14 protein-coding genes and 1 pseudogene are annotated in these 16981 nt (G+C 71.7%); 14 read left to right on the top strand and 1 reads right to left on the bottom strand.

What is annotated here, in order from left to right:
* Nucleotides 1-8: 8 nt before the first annotated feature.
* The 10 genes from BLW63_RS21725 (at nt 9) to BLW63_RS21770 (ending at nt 12107) form a co-directional block, all read left to right on the top strand.
* Entirely contained in the window at nt 9-1475 is a 1467-nt protein-coding gene (locus tag BLW63_RS21725) for a carboxyltransferase (RefSeq protein ID WP_091160905.1), read from the top strand.
* Complete coding sequence (locus BLW63_RS21730) at nt 1472-2326, top strand: enoyl-CoA hydratase-related protein (protein WP_091160908.1); 855 nt, start codon at nt 1472-1474, stop codon at nt 2324-2326. The genes BLW63_RS21725 and BLW63_RS21730 overlap by 4 nt, the downstream gene beginning before the upstream one ends.
* On the top strand, nt 2323-3246 hold the full coding sequence (locus BLW63_RS21735; protein ID WP_091160912.1) for a cyclase family protein: 924 nt from the start codon (nt 2323-2325) through the stop codon (nt 3244-3246). Before BLW63_RS21730 ends, BLW63_RS21735 begins: the two co-directional genes overlap by 4 nt.
* A 63-nt stretch (nt 3247-3309) precedes the next feature.
* Complete coding sequence (locus tag BLW63_RS21740; RefSeq protein WP_091160914.1) at nt 3310-4449, top strand: acyl-CoA dehydrogenase family protein; 1140 nt, start codon at nt 3310-3312, stop codon at nt 4447-4449.
* Between the two features lie 17 nt (nt 4450-4466).
* Nucleotides 4467-5348, top strand: coding sequence for an acyl-CoA dehydrogenase family protein (locus BLW63_RS21745; RefSeq protein WP_170856907.1), 882 nt, complete (start codon nt 4467-4469; stop codon nt 5346-5348).
* Nucleotides 5341-6543 (top strand): acetyl-CoA C-acetyltransferase, encoded by a 1203-nt coding sequence (locus BLW63_RS21750; protein WP_091160918.1) that lies wholly within the window; start codon nt 5341-5343, stop codon nt 6541-6543. The genes BLW63_RS21745 and BLW63_RS21750 overlap by 8 nt, the downstream gene beginning before the upstream one ends.
* Nucleotides 6540-7718, top strand: coding sequence for a thiolase family protein (locus tag BLW63_RS21755; RefSeq protein WP_091160921.1), 1179 nt, complete (start codon nt 6540-6542; stop codon nt 7716-7718). The genes BLW63_RS21750 and BLW63_RS21755 overlap by 4 nt, the downstream gene beginning before the upstream one ends.
* Nucleotides 7715-9250, top strand: a complete 1536-nt coding sequence (locus tag BLW63_RS21760) for a class I adenylate-forming enzyme family protein (RefSeq protein ID WP_170856908.1) — start codon at nt 7715-7717, stop codon at nt 9248-9250. The genes BLW63_RS21755 and BLW63_RS21760 overlap by 4 nt, the downstream gene beginning before the upstream one ends.
* A gap of 412 nt (nt 9251-9662) precedes the next feature.
* Nucleotides 9663-9992, top strand: a complete 330-nt coding sequence (locus BLW63_RS21765; RefSeq protein ID WP_091160926.1) for a hypothetical protein — start codon at nt 9663-9665, stop codon at nt 9990-9992.
* Nucleotides 9993-10910: 918 nt separating this feature from the next.
* On the top strand, nt 10911-12107 hold the full coding sequence (locus BLW63_RS21770) for an IS110 family RNA-guided transposase (RefSeq protein WP_244522721.1): 1197 nt from the start codon (nt 10911-10913) through the stop codon (nt 12105-12107).
* A gap of 206 nt (nt 12108-12313) precedes the next feature.
* Here the strand turns inward: BLW63_RS21770 and BLW63_RS28800 are convergent.
* Nucleotides 12314-13153, bottom strand: a pseudogene (locus tag BLW63_RS28800) (SDR family NAD(P)-dependent oxidoreductase).
* 88 nt (nt 13154-13241) lie between these two features.
* Here BLW63_RS28800 and BLW63_RS21780 point away from each other — a divergent pair.
* The 4 genes from BLW63_RS21780 to BLW63_RS21795 all read left to right on the top strand — a co-directional run bounded on the left by BLW63_RS21780 (nt 13242) and on the right by BLW63_RS21795 (nt 16822).
* A complete protein-coding gene (locus BLW63_RS21780) occupies nt 13242-14189 on the top strand; it encodes a zinc-binding dehydrogenase (RefSeq protein WP_091160932.1) in 948 nt (315 codons plus the stop codon).
* 221 nt (nt 14190-14410) lie between these two features.
* Nucleotides 14411-14626: a hypothetical protein gene (locus BLW63_RS27515; RefSeq protein ID WP_091160935.1), complete on the top strand. Its 216-nt coding sequence runs from the start codon at nt 14411-14413 to the stop codon at nt 14624-14626.
* 179 nt (nt 14627-14805) lie between these two features.
* Nucleotides 14806-15537, top strand: a complete 732-nt coding sequence (gene npdG / locus BLW63_RS21790) for an NADPH-dependent F420 reductase (protein ID WP_091160938.1) — start codon at nt 14806-14808, stop codon at nt 15535-15537.
* Entirely contained in the window at nt 15530-16822 is a 1293-nt protein-coding gene (locus BLW63_RS21795; RefSeq protein WP_091160940.1) for a helix-turn-helix domain-containing protein, read from the top strand. The genes npdG and BLW63_RS21795 overlap by 8 nt, the downstream gene beginning before the upstream one ends.
* Nucleotides 16823-16981 lie beyond the last annotated feature (159 nt).

Genomic DNA, 16981 nt, shown 5'->3' on the forward strand with positions numbered 1-16981 from the left:
AGGCACCGATGCATATCGACTTCGTCGACCAGTCCCTCCGCGACGGGCAGCAGAGCCTGTGGGGCATGCGCCTGCGCGCCTTCGAGGCGGCCGGCGCACTGCCCTACCTGAAGGACGCGGGCTACCGCACGATTGACCTCACCGGCGCCGGGATGTTCACCGTGCTCCTGCGTGAGTACGCCGACGACCCCTGGGGGACGCTCGACTTCCTCGTCGCGGGCCTCGGCGGCAACGAGCTGCGCTCCGGTCTGCGGACCATCAGCTGCGTCGGCTTCGCCCCGACGCCGCAGGCCATCCTCGACTTGTGGATCGAGACGCTGATCAAGCACGGCTCGACCAGCTTCTGGCTCTACGACTGCCTCTTCGACATGGACGTCATGCGCCACATGGTCGACGTGGTCGCCAGGGCCGGAGGTCAGCCCGTCCCCGCGGTCATGTACGGGCTCACCGACGTCCACGGCGACGAGTTCTTCGCCACCCGCGCGGCCCAGATGGCCTCGTGGCCGGGGGTGGAGTCGGTCTACGTCGAGGACGCCGCCGGCGTGCTTACCCCGGACCGGGCGGCCACGCTGCTCCCGGCGATGCGTCGGGCGACTGGCGACATCCCACTGGAGATGCACTGCCACAACACCACCGGCCTGGCTCAGCACAACTACATCGAGGCCGTGAAGGCCGGGTTCACCCGCCTGCACACCGCATCTCGCCCGATGGCCAACGGCCCGTCGCTGCCCTCGACCGAGAGCATGGTCCCGATCATCGAGCACATGGGCCACACGCACGGCCTGGACACCTCGACGTTCGCGCCGGTGGCCGCCCACTTCGAGGAGGTGGCCCGCCTGGCGGGTCGCCAAACGGGACAGATGGCCGAGTACGACCCACGGATGTACGACCACCAGCTGCCCGGTGGCATGACCGGCACGCTGATCAACCAGCTCGGGCGGCACGGCATGGGCGACCGCTTTCCCGAGGTCCTCGAGGCGATCCCGCAGGTACGCCGCGATCTCGGCTCGCCGATCATGGCCACGCCGTTCTCGCAGTTCGTGGGCATCCAGGCAGTCCTCAACATCATCACCGGGCAGCCCTACTCCATGGTCCCGGATGAGGTCGTGCACTACGCGCTCGGTCACTACGGCCCACTTCCTGCGCCCATCGCGCCCGACGTCCTGGACAAGATCCTCTCCAGCCCTCGTGCGGCGAAGCTGAAGGACTGGGAGCGCCCTGACCCGAGCCTGGCGGAGATCCGCAGGCGCTTCGCGCCGGGCATCTCCGACGAGGAGCTCCTGCTGCGCTTCATGTTCTCCGACGAGGAGGTCGACGGCATGCTCGCGGCCGGTCCCGTCCGGACCGATCCGCGGCGCAGCGCCAACAACATCGTGAACGCGATTACCGACCTGCTCGCCGACCCGGGCGGGAGCCGGTCGTTCTCGGTGTCGACGCCGGCCTTCTCGCTCACCGCCCGCAAGGGAAACGCATGAGCGACGCCCTCCTGGTCGTCGACCGTGACGGCCCCGTCACCTACCTGACCCTCAACCGCCCCGAGCGGCTCAATGCCCTCAGCGACGAGCTCCTGGAGCGACTGGGGGAGGCCCTCGACGAGAGCGCCCGTACCGATGCCGGTGTCGTCGTGATCCGAGGTGCCGGGCGGTCATTCTGCGCCGGGTACGACGTCGCGCCGGACTCGGCCGAGGTCGGGTACGCCGCCGAACGCACCCCGGTCCAGGACCGAGACCGGCTGCTGGGCAACATCGAGCTGTTCACCCGTGTGTGGCGCCACCCGCAGCCGGTCATCACTCAGGTGCACGGGCACTGCGTGGCCGGCGGTGCCCAGCTGGCCTCGATGTGCGACATCACCATCGTGGCCGAGGACGCCACGATCATGACCTCGCCCGCGCTCCCGCTCGGTGGGGGCTACCTCTCGCCGCTGTGGGCACACCGCGTCGGCGCCCAGCGCGCCAAGCTGATGTCGTTCGACGCGGGGCGCAGAATCTCGGGGGCGACCGCGGTTGCGTGGGGCTGGGCGGCCGAGGCGGTCCCGGCCGAGTGTCTGGCCGACCACGTGCGGCATTTGGCCCACTCCATCGCGCGCACCCCGGCCCCGCTGCTCCGGCTGAAGAAGGAGGCGGTCAACCGCACCGAGGAGCTGCAGGGGCTGCTGACCTACGCCCGGACCGGCGCCGAGACCGACGCGCTGCTCCACCTCACCCCCGAGGTCAAGGCGGTGCAGGAACGGATCAAGCAGGTGGGGCTGAAGCAGGCCATCGCCGACTTCAACGCGCCGTTCGTCGAACAGTTCGGCGTGCACCCCGTGCAGGGGCGAACCCGGTGACCGCCCGGCCCGCCTTCGACGACCTGCCCGAGCTCGACGGGACCGGCGTGCGCCACGGCTGGGGCGTCGTGCCGTACGACATCGGGTCGATCGCCAACGTCACCCCCGACATGGTCCGCGAGGCGGCCCACCAGGTCCGCACGGGGGAGACGATCCCGCTCAACCTCGCGGTGGACGCGTTCGACCCGCCGCTGTTCGGGCGACGGCAGGTGGAGCACACCGTCGTGGAAGCGGGGCGCAACGAACTCGAGGACGTCCTGTCCGAGCTCAACCCGCAGGCCTCCTCGCAGCTCGACGGCCTGGCCCACGTCCGCGCCCGTGAGCACGGCTTCCTCGGCGGTGCCACCTCGCCCGACGAGGCGCGGGAACGCTCCGGCATGCACCACTGGGCCCGTCGAGGCATCGCGGCCCGCGGCGTGCTGCTCGACGTCGAGCGGAGCCGGACCGCCACGGGGACGGCCCGGGACCCCTTCCTCGGCGACCCGGTCCACCCCGACGAGCTGCTCGCAGTGGCCAAGGAGCAGCGCGTCGAGCTGCGTCCCGGCGACGCGCTCCTGGTGCGCACCGGCTGGGCGGCCGCCTACCTGGCGGCGGACGATGGGGCGCGAGCCCGCGGTGCGGCCAGCTGGAACGGCCTCCACGCCGGTGAGGACACCGCCAGGTTCCTGTGGAACGCCCAGGTCGCACTGCTCGGCTGCGACAACCCCGCGGTCGAGAACGGGCCGGGTGACCGGGCCGCGGGGTCGCTGCATCGGCGGGTGCTGCCCGCGTTCGGCCTGGCGCTCATGGAGCTGCTCGACCTCGAACGTCTGGCGGCCCGGTGCGCCGAGCTCGAGCGCTGGGAGTTCCTGCTCGTCTCGGTGCCCGTGCACGTCGTCGGAGGCGTGAGCTCTCCGGCCAACGTCATGGCCGTCCTGTGAGTCCTTCCCCAGCACCAGTCCCCGTCCACCTGTGCCACACCATCGTTTGGTGAGAGGGAGAACATGACCGCATCAGTCGTACGCGTGCCGGACTTGGACCTCGAGTCCTTCGCCGCACGCGCCGAGAAGTGGCTGACCGAGTCCGTGCCGGCTCGCTGGCGTGAGAGCCGCGGCCGGCTGTCCAACGAGGAGTCCGACGAGCTGCGCCGGGACTGGGACCGGAAGCTGTGGCAGGGCGGCTACTCCGGCCTCTCCATCCCGGCCGAGTACGGCGGCTGTGCCCTCGGCCTGGCTGAAGAGGTCGTATTCCACGTCCTCGCCGGAAAAGCTCAGGCGCCGGACGGCTTCACCCGGGTCGGCAAGACCCTGGTCGCGCCGATGCTCATCAAGAGCGGAACAGCCGAGCAGAAGGCGAAGTACCTCCCGCCCCTGATGCGCGGCGACGAGGTCTGGTGTCAGGGCTTCTCCGAGCCGGAGGCGGGATCGGACCTCGCCAACATCCAGACCCGGGCGCGCCGGGTCGAGGGCGGCTACCTGCTGTCGGGGCGCAAGACCTGGACGTCGTTCGCCCAGCACGCCGACTGGTGCTTCGTCCTGGCCCAGACCCAGCCCGACGCCCCCCGCTACCGCAACCTGTCGATGTTCCTCGTCGGGATGCACCAGCCCGGGATCACGCTGAGCGACATCAAGCAGATCTCCGGGGCGGTGCACTTCGCCGAGACCCGATTCGAGGACGTCTTCGTCGCAGACTCCGACCGGGTCGGCGAGGACGGCGAGGGCTGGAAGGTCGCGATGCGGGTGCTGGGGGACGAGCGCGGCGGGGTGGAGACGGCGTCGCGGTACGTCGAGATCCGCTCCGACGTCGACCTGCTCATCCGCACCGTCGGTGACCGGCCCGCGCTCACCGCCCGGCTCCGCGAGCTCGACGTCCGCGCGGAGCTGCTGCGCTGGCAACTCGCCAAGGTCGTGGACCGCGAGGTGGGGGACCCGGAGCGGCTGCTGCGCTCGGCCTCGGTGCTCAAGGTGATGTGGAGCGAGCTGTGGCAGGACGTCACCCGCTTCGGTCTGGAGGTCTCGCCGGCGGCCGACCGTGACCACTGGCAGTACCAGTACCTCGAGGCCCGGGCCGCGAGCATCTATTCCGGCACCAACGAGATCCAGCGAAACATCCTCTCCGAACGAGTGCTGGGGCTGCCCCGATGAACGAGACCGTCCACACCATGTCCACCCAGCCCTCCGAGCTCGGCGATGCCGCTGCCGAGGGGGTCGGCGAGCTGCTGCGCCGCGGCACCAAGGGCGCGCCGATCGCGACGTACGCCGAGGGCGAACCGCCGATCTCGTGGCAGACCATCTCCGACGGCGGCTGGGACGTCTTCGGCGTCCTGGACGACGGCGAGGGGGCAAGCCTGCGCGACCTGGTCGAGCTGGCCCGGGCATGGGGCCACGGCTGCGTTCAGCAGCCGCTGGTCACCACTCTGCTGGCCAAGCGGCACTCCGCGGCCGCCGCGGCGCACGCCGGCCCGGTGACCATCGCCCTCCCCCTTCCCGGGGGTGCGGCGCCGTACGTGCCGTTCGGCCAGGTGCCGGGGGTCGTGCTGGCGACCGGGCTCGGGCGCGGTAGCGACGAGCTCGTCCCGGTCCCGGAGGGCACGCCGGAGACCCTGGCGATCTCCAGCCGCGGGATCCAGGCCGACGTGCACACCGAGCTGGCCGCCGTCGTGGCGCGTGAGATCGCGGTGACGCTGGCCGCGGCCGCGACCGGCATGGCCGAGCGGCTGCTGGCTGACACGCTCGCTTTCGTCAAGGAGCGTGAGCAGTTCGGCAAGCCCATCGGCTCCTTCCAGGCGGTCAAGCACCAGCTCGCCGATGCGGCCATCGACGCCGAGCTCGCCGAGACGGCGGTCATCTGGGGCGCAGAGCGGCCCGACGAGGCGTTCCGGGGCGCGCTGTTCGCCGTGGACCGCTGCATCGACATCGCGGAGACGGCGATCCAGGCGCAGGGCGGCCTCGGCTTCACCTGGGAGGTGGGGCTGCACTTCCCGCTGCGGCAGATGATCCTCACCCGCGACGTCGTGAACGCCCTCGAGGTCGAGCATGCCTGAGCCCGGCAACACCGTCGTCGTCGCCGCGGCCAGGACGCCGATCGGCCGTGCGTACAAGGGTTCGCTCGTCGATGTGCACCCTGAGGACCTCCTGCTCACCGCGGTGCGCGCGGTTCTCGCCGACACGCCGGGGCTCGACCCGGCCGAGCTCGACGAGGTCCTTCTGGGCTGCAGCCTGGCCGCCGGTGAGCAAGGCGGGAATCTTGCCCGGGTCCTCGCAGTCGAGCTCGGCCTCGACGGCGTGCCGGGCACGACGCTCAACCGCTACTGCGCCTCGAGCATGCAGACCACCCGGATGGCTGACCACGCCATCCGGGTCGGCGACGGTGAGCTCTACCTGTCGCTGGGGCTGGAGTCCGTCTCGCGCGTCCGGCAGCCGGGGCCCGACCCGTTACCGGACGAGCGACCGCGGGCGTTCCAGGGCCTTGCGCCGGTGCAGCCGTGGCAGGACCCCCGTGAGCGCGGCGCGCTACCCGACGTCTTCCTCGGCATGGGGGAGACCGCCGAGAACGTCGCCGACCTCACCGGAACCACCCGGCAGCAGATGGACGAGTACGCGGCCCGCAGCCAGGAGCTCGCCGCCGCGGCCACCGCCTCAGGGTTCTGGAAGTCCGAGATCGCTCCGGTCACGCGACCGGACGGGACGGTGGTCGACACCGACGACAGTCCGCGTCCGGGCACGACCGTTGAGGGGCTCGCCGGTCTCCAGCCAGTGTTCCGCCCTGACGGGCGGGTCACCGCGGGCAACTCCTGCCCGCTCAACGACGGAGCCGCAGCGATGCTGCTCGCCAGCGAGCGGGCGGCACAGCGGCTGGGGCTCACCCCGCTCGCCCGCATCGTGAGCACCTCCGTGTTCGCGCTCTCGCCCGAGATCATGGGTCTCGGCACCGTCGGCGCGTCGCGCAAGGCGCTCGCGGCCGCCGGGCTCACCGTGGACGACCTCGACCTGGTCGAGATCAACGAGGCGTTCGCGGCGATGGTCGTCCCGTCGTTCGGTCAGCTCGGCGTCCCGCTGGACAAGGTCAACGTCAACGGCGGGGCGATCGCCCTCGGCCACCCGTTCGGCATGTCGGGGGCGCGTATCACCTGCACCCTGCTCAACGGCCTGCGGACCAGCGGTGGCCGGTACGGCCTGCAGACCATGTGCGTGGCCGGTGGTCAGGGGATGGCGATGGTCGTGGAGAACCTCGCGTGAGCGCAGCGTTCATCTACGCCGCGACACGCACCCCGTTCGGACGTTTCGGGGGTGTGCTCGCGGACCAGCGGCCCGACGACCTGGCAGCGCACGCGCTGAGTGCGGTGCTGGCCAAGGCGCCGTCCCTGGACCCGTCGTCCATCGACGACGTGGTGTGGGGGTGCGCCAACCAGGCGGGCGAGGACAACCGCAACGTGGGCCGCATGGCGGTGCTGCTGGCCGGGTTGCCCACGTCGGTCCCGGCGACCACCGTCAACCGGCTCTGCGGCTCCTCGCTGGACGCGGCCCTCATCGCTTCGCGCACCGTCGAGACGGGAGACGCCGACGTGGTGGTCGTCGGTGGGGTCGAGTCCATGACCCGGGCGCCGTGGGTGCTGCCCAAGCCGTCGCGGGCCTTCTCGGCCGGCGACGTCACCGCCGTGTCGACCACTCTGGGCTGGCGCCTGGTCAACGCGCGCATGCCGGCCGAGTGGACGGTCAGCCTCGGCGAGTGCAACGAGCAGCTGGCCGACGCGTACCGGATCGGGCGGGACCGCCAAGACGAGTTCGCCACCCGGTCCCACCGGCTCGCGCACCAGGCGTGGGAGGCGGGCCGGTACGACGACCTCGTCGTACCGGTCGGCGAGGTCATGCGCGATGAGAGCATTCGGAGCGACGCGACGCCGGAGACTCTGGCGCGGCTGAAGCCTTCCTTCCGTCCCGACGGGACCATCACCGCTGGCAACGCTTCCCCCCTCAATGACGGCGCCGCGGCGCTCCTGCTCGCGAGCGAGCGTGCCGGTCTTGGGCTCGACCCACTCGCCCGCGTCGCCGGCCGCGGTGTGGCCGCTCTGGAGCCGCAGCGGTTCGGCATCGCCCCGGTCGAGGCAGCCGCGCGCGCCCTGAAGGCCGCCGGTATCGGTTGGTCCGACGTGGGCGCGGTCGAATTGAACGAGGCATTCGCCGTGCAGGCGCTGGCCTGCATGGACGCCTGGCCGGTCGACCCCGAGGTCGTCAACGCCTGGGGCGGTGCGATCGCCATCGGGCATCCGCTCGGGGCCTCCGGCGCCCGCGTCGTCGGAACGCTCGCGCACCGCCTCGCCGTGTCGGGCGAGCGCTGGGGGGTGGCCGCGATCTGCATCGGAGTGGGCCAGGGCCTGGCAATTGCTCTCGAGAATCCCGCCGCGTCGCGGTGAGCGAATTGGTGCAGCGGCTGCTCGGGGCCGCCAAGCAGCGCCCGGACGCGCCGGCCGTGGTCGACCCCGACGGCCGGGTCACGACGTACGCGGACCTCTTCGCAGCGGCGTCCCACCTCGGCCATGCGCTGCACGCCCGTGGAATCCGCCGTGGCGATCGGGTGGCGATGTGGACCGACGACAGCCGCCCGGCCATCGAGGCCTACGTCGGATGCGCGCTCGCAGGCTTGGTCGTCGTACCCCTCAACGCGCGGTACACCGCGTCCGAGGTGCACGGCATCCTGGCCGACACCGAACCGGCTGTGCTGGTATGGACGTCCAGCCAGGACGGCTCCGTCGAGGAGCTGAGGGACGACGGTGCGCTGGACGGCTGCACGCTGGTCCGGATCGGTCCTGGTGCCTCGCCCGCCGGCACGCTCGCCTGGGCCGAGGTCGTGTCGACCGGCGACGTCCGGCCACCGGCGGTGGAGCTGGACGGGAACGCCCTGCTCGCGATCGGGCACACCAGTGGCACCACCGGCGTGCCGAAGGGCGCGATGATCACCCACGCCTCGGCCGCCGCCGTGGCGCGCCAGCACGAGCGCGCCTACCGGCTGGTGCCGCGCAGCACCGTCGCCCTGACCGGGTCGCTGTCGTTCGTGTCGGTCATGCCCGCGCACGTGCTGTCCCACCTGGTCATCGGGGGCCGGGTGCTCCTCCTGGGCCGCTGGGACGTCGACTCGCTGCTGGATCGGGTGGCGAGGGACCAGGCGACCTTCACCTACCTTCCGAGCCCGGTGCTCAGCGACTTCGCCGACGCGGCCGAGCGCAGGCCCGAGGCCCTGGACTCCCTCCGGTCGATCCTGCATTCGGCGTCGAAGGCACACCCCGACCACTTGGCCCGCCTGGTCGCGGCGACCGGGACCCGCCTGGTCGAGGGGTGGGGCATGACCGAGAACTCCGGCGGCCTCATGACGGCGACCACGGTGGCCGACCTCGAGGACGCCCGTGACGACCCCGGCGTCCTGGCCACGGTCGGCCGCCCGCTGCCCGGCTACGAGGTCCGCGCCGAGGACGGCGAGCTGCTGGTCAAGGGGCCAGGGATCGTGCCCGGCTACTGGCGACGCCCCGATCAGAACGCCCAGACGTTCGTGCACGGCTGGTTCCGCACTGGCGACGCTGGACACGTCGACGATCGCGGTCGCGTGGTCGTGCTCGAGCGCCGGACGGACCTCATCGTGTCCGGCGGAATGAACGTCTATCCCGCCGAGGTGGAGCAGGTCATCGACGCGCTCCCCGATGTCGTCGAATGTGCCGTGGTCGGCGCTGCGCACGAGCGGTGGGGACAGACCGTAGTCGCGGTCGTCGTACGTCCACCGGGCAGCGACCTGACCGAGGAGGACGTCGTCGCGGCTTGCCGTCGACGACTCGCCGGCTACAAGAAGCCGACCCGGGTCGTCTTTGTCGACCAGCTGCCCAGGACCGTTGGGCTCAAGGTGTCGCGCGCGGCCGTGCGCAGCCAGGTCGCGCCCCCCGTCGGTCACGACACGTAGCCCAGGTAGGAGGTGTACCGCTCTGGGCCCAGTGAATTCCAACCAGATGCCCGACTCCGGTGGCGTGCAGCGGGATGCTGTAGCGCTGCTCCAGCGCATTGGTGGTGCTCCGGCATCGGTCGCCGAGGCGGGTCAGTTCGACGTGGGCTCGCGGGGTGAGCTTCTCGAGCGTGGCGATGCCCGCCGCCGGCGTGATGAACCTCGAGTGGCGCACCCGCGGATCGTTGCGCCGGGGATCCGCGGGTGCCCCGGCGAGCCGACTCGCTCAGGTCGACGCACCCCGTCGCCAGGGTCCGGCGAGGTGACCGGTCAACGCCCTGATCCGCGAGTCGTCCGCCGCCGGACCAGCGCGACGCTCACGGCCAGGGCGGTGCCGACGGTTCCGTAACGGTCCAGAGATCACGGAGTGGGGATGTTCATCGCGACCCTCGAGTGCGGGGTCGTGCTCGCGTACGAGGCCCGCAATTTCCTGCCGGCCAGTGGCGAGCGCGTTCCCTGTCGCCTGCACGGCTACTGCGCAGTCGACGAGGTGGGCTCGTGTCCTGCAGTTGTCACGGGGCGCGCGTTGCCGCGTGCGCCACGGAGAACGCAGCGGGAGCTCGTGGAGTGGCTTCGAGAGCGGCCGGTGACGACCGTCCATGCGCTCAGGCGAGAGCGCTTCACCCTCCGGATGCTCACCGCCGCCGCGCGCGAGGGGCTGGTAACAGTTGACCTGGAAGCCGGCCGGGTGTCGATGCACTGACGCTGTGGGCGATGGTCCGGACGCCCATGGGCACGTTGGCGTTCGGCCATCGCAGTCAAGACGTGAGCTCGGCGCGGGGTCCGGAGCGTTGCCGCGGGGGTTGACAAATGTGTGACCCAGGCTACGTTCGTCCATCAACCAGACGTTTGGTCAACTTATTTGGCCCGGTATGTCTACAGGAAGATTGCGGTGACGGAGAAGGCACCTGCTTCCGGCTACTCGATCGGTGTGGACATCAGTGGCACCCACACCGAACGTCGGCGTCGATCGACGCCGACCGGGGCTGAGCGACGACCGTCGTATGCCCGACTGCGCAGCTGCGTGTGCCGGTGGTGTCGGTGACCTTGATCGACGGCGCGGCCTGCGGGTCGCCGGTCGGGCGCGCGAGGAGCTGTACCTCGCCCTGGCAGACCAGCTCGAGGAGGCCATCGCCACGTCGCCAGGCCGCCCGGACGACGTCGACAGCCGACGAGCGGCCGTGTTCATCGCCGGCGCGGTCGTCGCATCGGTGTGCGACTGGCTGGCGAGGCCCGAGAACTGTTCCGCTCGGGACCTGGCCGACGCCCTCATCGCCCTCATGCCAGGCTGGTTCGCCATGGAACGAGTCGTAGGCCGCTCGGCGCCTCCTGCTCGCGGGACAGGCCCTACCAGGTGGCCGCCGAGACGGGCCGATGACGGTGAATCGACCCCGGTACCCTTTCTCCCGCATCCGATGAGGGAGCTCCTGGTCACCAGGCCTGGCATGACTGATTGCCCCTGTCGTTGATGATCCGGGGGGTGTTGTCACCAGGCCTGGCGGCACTGGTGGACCGCTGATAGGGACATGACCGCCTGCGGGCTGGTCTCTTCGTAACGTGGCTGCCGGCACCCAGTGCTCGACCGACCAGGACAAGAACTGGAGATGCGGGGAGCGCATGGATGAATGAGAGCGGCTACGCGGTCTTCTGCGGGCTGGATGTCGGCAAGGTCGCCCACCACGCGGTGGCGCTGGACCCGGCCGGGGCCCCGGCTGCACGACGCTCCGCTGCCCCAAGACGAGCAGCGGCTCCGCCAGCTGTTTCCCGACCTGCAGGTCCACGGGCCGGTCCTAGTCGTAGTGGATTAGCCGGCGACCATCGGGGCGCTGCCGGTCGCGGTCGCCCGCGAGGTCGGCTGCAGGTGGCCTACCTGCCCGGGCTGGCCATGCGCCGGATCGCCGACCTGCATCCCGGCTCGGCCAAGACCGACGCCCGCGACGCCTACGTCATCGCCGAGGCCGCCCGCACCATGCCGCACACGCTGCGTCGGGTCGACATCGGCGAGGAGGTACTCGCCGAGCTGGGCGTGCTGATCGGCTTCGACGACGACCAGGCCGCCGAGGCCACCCGGATCAGCAACCGCATCCGCGGCCTGCTCACCCAGATCCACCCGGCGTTGGAGCGCGTGCTCGGCCCGAAGGTGGCCACCGCCGTCGTGCTGGAGATGCTCACCCGGTTCGGCCGGCCGGCCGGGCTGCGCGCCGCCGGCCGCGGTCGGCTGCTCACCGTCGCCGGCGAGGACGCCCCCCGGGTCGGTGAGCAGCTGGTCACCGACCTGCTGGCCGCCCTGGATGAGCAGACGGTGGTGGTGCCCGGCAGCGCTGCGGCGGAGAAGGTGCTGCCCCGGTTGGCCGGCTCGCTGGCCCAGGTACTGGCCCAACGGCGACAGATCGCCGCCGAGGTGGCAAGGATCCTCGATGCCCACCCTCTTGCCAAAGTCCTGACCTCGATGCCCGGCGTGGGGGTCAGGACCGTAGCCCGCATCCTGCTCGAGGTCGGGGACGGAAGCGCCTTCCCGACGTCTGGGCACCTGGCCGCCTACGCCGGCCTGGCGCCGGTCACCCGCAAGTCCGGCATCTCCATCCGCGGCGAACGCCCGCCCCGTGGCGGCAACAAGCACCTCAAGAGAGCGCTGTTCCTCTCCGCGTTCGCCGCCCTGGCCGACCCGACCTCGCGGGCCTACTACGACCGCAAGCGCGCCGCCGGCAAACGTCACAACGCCGCCCTCATCTGCCTCGCCCGCCGCCGGGTCGACGTCCTGTTCGCCATGCTCCGCGACAGCACCGTCTACCCGTCCCAACCCGCGCAGGCGGCTTGACCAAACCCATAGGGACCACCCCCCGCATCCTCCCGGTCAACCTGGCCGCCGACGCTGAGCACGTCACCGACAAGACCGTCCGCGCATGGACGAGGAGAGAGCGCCCTGGCCCTGGCGCCGCCGCGTATCCAGGCGCTGGTTCCGGCCGGCCGGCTATCCCCACTTCGAACGCGTCGAGGTCCTGGCTCCGGCTCGCGGATCGACGTTCACCTCAGCGCGCCCGCCGGACAGGAGTCCTGCGTCCGGCGGGCGTTGTGCCGCCCAGGTGACTGGCGGGCTAGGTAGCCGCCGTCGACCTCGTAGTTGGAGCCGGTGACGAACGACGCGGCGTCGGAGGCGAGGAAGGCGACGAGCTCAGCCACCGCGGAGCTCTCGGCCAGGCGGTCGAGGGGGCGGAGTGCTGCGAGTCGTGCCTTCTGCTGGGCGTGCGCGGCGAGATGGCGGTGTCGACGTAGCCGGGCGTGACCATGCTGACCCAGACGCCGCGGTCGGCGTACTCGATCGCAGCGGTGCGGGTGAGGCCGAGGACGGCGTGCTTGCTGGCGACGTACGCGCACGCCCCCGCTGTCCCGGCCGACGAGCCGACGGAGCCCATGTTGACCACCGACCCGGCGCCCACGTCCCCCATGCCCCGCAGCCATCGCCACGAAGACTCCGTCGAGGTTGACCGAGGTGATATGGCGCCACTTGTCGTACGTCGTGCCGCCCACGTCGTGAGGGACCGGTACACCCACGCCGGCGTTGTTGACCGCGACGTCGAGTCGACCCCATGACTCGACGATGTCGCGCACGACGGCCGCGACGGCGACATGGTCGCGGACGTCGAACGGGATGCCGACGGACCCGTTGCCGAGGCTGGAGGGCCACAGCCTCGGCACCAGCTGCATCGATGTCGGCCACCGTGACGGTGGCGCCACGGGCGGCGAGGAGGTGGCGCACGCGGCGCCGATGCCAGCGGCGCCTCCTGTCACGAGGGCGGTCCGCCCGGTGAGCGAGGACCGATCGGGAGTGTCGCTGCAAGGGGTCATGGGATTTGATGCTCGCATTTCGTTGTCAAACAGTCGTTTGGTCGATATGTTCCCGCCACATGACGTGGGCCACACCGGTGGCGCCAGTGATCGAGAGGATCCAGCGATGCGTGCCTGGCAGTTCACCGGAGCGGGTGACCCGCTCCGTCTGGTCGAGCTCCCCGCGCCGACACCAGGCCTCGGGCAGGTGGTCGTCGACGTGCGTGCCGCGGGTCTCTGCCACAGTGACGTCGGCTTCGTCGACGGCCACATCACGTGGATGCTGGAGCAGATGCCCATCGTCCTGGGTCACGAGGTCGCCGGAGTGATCGCCGCGGTGGGCCAGGACGTCGACGGGTTCGCGGTCGGCGACCGCGTCGGCATCGCCGGCGACGGTCTCGACGCGCCGGGCATCGTGCTCGACGGGGGTTTCGCCGACCAGTGCATCGGCAAAGTCGAACAGCTCGTCCCCATCCCCGACAACGTCACCTTCGTCCAGGCGGCCTCGGGCACCGATGCCGGGATGACGTCGTACCACGCCGTGATGGTCGTCGGAGGCGTCACCGCCGGCACCAGGGTCGGGATCATCGGCCTCGGCGGGCTCGGTCTCACCGGCGCGCGCATCGCCGTCATCGCAGGCGCCGAGGTCTATGCAGCTGAGGTCGACAACGCCAAGCACGAGACCGGTCTGGCGGCCGGGGTGACGGCCGTGGTCAGCGACGCCAAGGAGCTGGCGGACTTCGGTCTCGATGTCATCGTCGACTTCGCCGGTTTCGGGACGACGACCGCTGCGGCCGTCGAGGCGATCAACGCCGGCGGCCGGATCGTCCAGGTCGGGATGGGCGCGCCCGACATGACCATCTCGACTCAGACGCTTGTCTCCAAGCAGATCGAGCTCGTCGGTTCGCTCGGTGGCAAGAAGGCGGACACGGCGAGCGTGTACGAGCTGATGGCGGCCGGTGACCTCGAGATCGTCACCTCTACCCTCCCGTTCTCCCAGATCGACCAAGGCATCGAGCGTCTGCGCCAGGGCGGTGTCCAAGGGCGTCTCGTCGCGGTGCCCGACCCCTCCTGATATCCCGCCGGGCCGGTACGGCCGCGTCGAGGAGGTCCCGGATGCCGTGGGCTGCTGGTTTCCGACGAGGCGAGCTTCGTCAACGGCACCGCCCTCGTGATCGACGGAGGACGTCTGGCCTGACGGCAGGACGGAGCTCCAGTCGGCAGAGGTGCTGTGCCGACGCACGTCTTAGTCACCTGCCAAACGGATGGCTAGATTCCCACACTCGCGAGGACACCATGGCTGTAGCCCCCCCACCGCTCGAGAAGTCCACGGTCCCCAATGCCGGCGTGGCGGTGTCGGTCCGCAGCGTCTCGAAGACCTTTGCCGGAACCCGTGCCCTCGCCGCCCGGGCAGTGTCCCGCGAGGCTGTGGCGACGGTCATCGCCTTCCTGGCGGGACCGGACGCTGCCCCGATCAGCGGCGCCCGCGTACCGGTGTACGGCCAGGCCTGACGCTGTAGGGACGGCCGTCCGGCGGACGCGGCGCCTCGAAGCCGAGGCGCTTCGTCGGCGGTGACCTGCTCGTGCAAGGCCGTCCTCCCGGAGCCAGCTGCCGAACTGCCCTGCCCAGCTCCATCCCACGCACAGCCGCCCCTGGCGGTCCGACGAGGTCGAGAAACGGAGACACACGCATGACGACCCAACTGCACCGCACGGAATCCGATCCGATCAAACCCCTCACGGACGTCACCGGGCTCCTCGTCGGCGTCGTGGGCGGCACAGGTCCGCAGGGCCGCGGCCTGGCGGTGCGGCTGGCCGGTGCGGGGCAGCGAGTACTCCTCGGCTCCCGGGACGCCGAGCGGGCGGCCGCGGTGGCGAAGGAGGTGGCCGAGCGGGCAGCCGGGGTCGCCGCCGAGGGCATCGACGTGTCGGTGGGCGGCTGCTCCAACCTGGAGGCGGCCGGTGAGGCGGACGTGGTGATCATCGCCGTGCCGTTCGCCGCGCACGCCGACACGCTGGCCGAGGTGGCCGGGGCGCTGGCCGGCAAGGTCGTCATCGACTGCGCTGTCCCGATGGCCTTCGACAAGCAGGGCGCGTACGCCCTCGACGTGCCGGAGGGGTCGGTAGCTCAGCAGGCGGCGGCGCTGCTGCCCGACTCGGTGGTGGTCGGTGCCTTCCACCACCTGTCCGCGGTCCTGCTGGAGGACCTCGCGCACTCCCTGGAGGGTGACGTCCTGGTCGTGGGCGACGACCGGGCGGCGACCGACACGGTGCAGGCGCTGGCCGGGCGGTTGCCCGGCATGCGAGGCGTCTACGCCGGCCGGCTGCGCAACGCCCGCCAGGTGGAGGCGCTCACGATCAATCTGGTCTCGATCAACCGCCGGTACAAGGTCCACGCCGGCGTGCGCATCACCGATGTCTGATCAGCGTGGCACGACCGCGGTGGGGGAGCGGGCCGCCCCACCGGTGACGGTTGCCGGCGGCCGGCGGGATCTCGGCGACGTGTTGCTGTCGCGGCGAGACCGTGAGCGGCTGAGTCGGTCGGCGGCGGCTCGCCGGATCGGCGTGGCGCACACCACCCTCCGTGGCTGGGAGGTGGGCAGGGTCCGTCCGCAGCCGTTGCAGTTGGCGCTGGTCGCCGGGGTGCTGGACCTGAGCAGCGGCGAGGTCCGGGCGCTGGCGGGGCCGGACCGGGTCCGCACGGCACGCACGTCCGGAGGGACGGAGGCCGCACCCCTGTGCCGGGCCCGGCTGGCGGCGGGGCTGACGATGACCCAGCTGGCCCGCAAGGTCGGCGTGGGCCCGGCCACGATCTCCCGCTGGGAGAACGGGCTGCGCATGCCGTCGCCGGACGCGCGAGCCCGGCTGGCCACCGCCCTCGAGGTGACGAACGAGGACCTGGCCGGGATGCTCGCTCACTGCAAGTCGCACCGCTCCGACGGCGTGCTCCTGCCCGGCCTCGGCCGGCTGCGTGCCGATCGAGGGTTCACCCAACGGGCCTTCCGCACCGCCGTCGGCATCGGTGCCTCAGCGGCGAGCGCCTGGGAGCACGGCCGGGTGCGCGTCCCGACCGACCGGCTGGCCACCGTCGCCGCCGTCCTCGGCCTGGCCCCGGACACCCTCGTGGTGCTGGCGTGCCGCCCACCCCGCGACAGCACGGAGGAGCGGCCCCTGGCCGCGCTGCGCCGCGCCGCGGGCGTGACTCAGCGGGAGCTGGCTCACCACGTCGGCGTGAGCAGGCGCTCGGTGGTGCACTGGGAGAACGGCACCCGGCCGCTTCCTCTGGCGGCGGTCCGGCCGATGGCGCGCTGCCTGCGCCGCCCCGTGCCGACCGTCCTCGCCGCCGCCGGCCTCCAGCTACCCACGGTGCCGCATCCCCGTACCTGGACGCCGGCCGACCTGCCGCGGGTGCTGCACGCGCTGCGCTCCTCATCCGGTTGGGCGGCAGCCGCACTCGGCCGTCGCATCGGCGTGCCGGGCCGCACGGTCCGGGCGTGGGAGACCGGGGTGTCCCTGCCGTCGTTGTCGGCCTGCCAGCGGTTGGAGCTGGTCCACGGGCTCCCGCGGGGCGTGCTCTCGCGCCTGGCAGCCGACCGGCCCGGCGCGGGGCGGACCGCCGCGCTGCCGCACCGCCGGGAAACCCCCTCACCGGGTCGTCGGCCGTTCGAGTCGCCGGCGGCCACCAGCGGAGAGGTCGCCAGCGGGTGATGAGCGGACAGCGGGCCTCGCTCTGCCGATCCTTCCCCGCGGGCCGGACCCGCGTCCGTCCAGCAGTGGACCGGCCGCACCAGGCCACCACCGATCGCAGCGCAGCACGCAGTTGGGAGATCCGATGATCAGCTTCGACGAGGCCGCCGAATACGCGCG

This window comes from Geodermatophilus africanus (genome assembly GCF_900107105.1).
Lineage (GTDB): Bacteria > Actinomycetota > Actinomycetes > Mycobacteriales > Geodermatophilaceae > Geodermatophilus > Geodermatophilus africanus.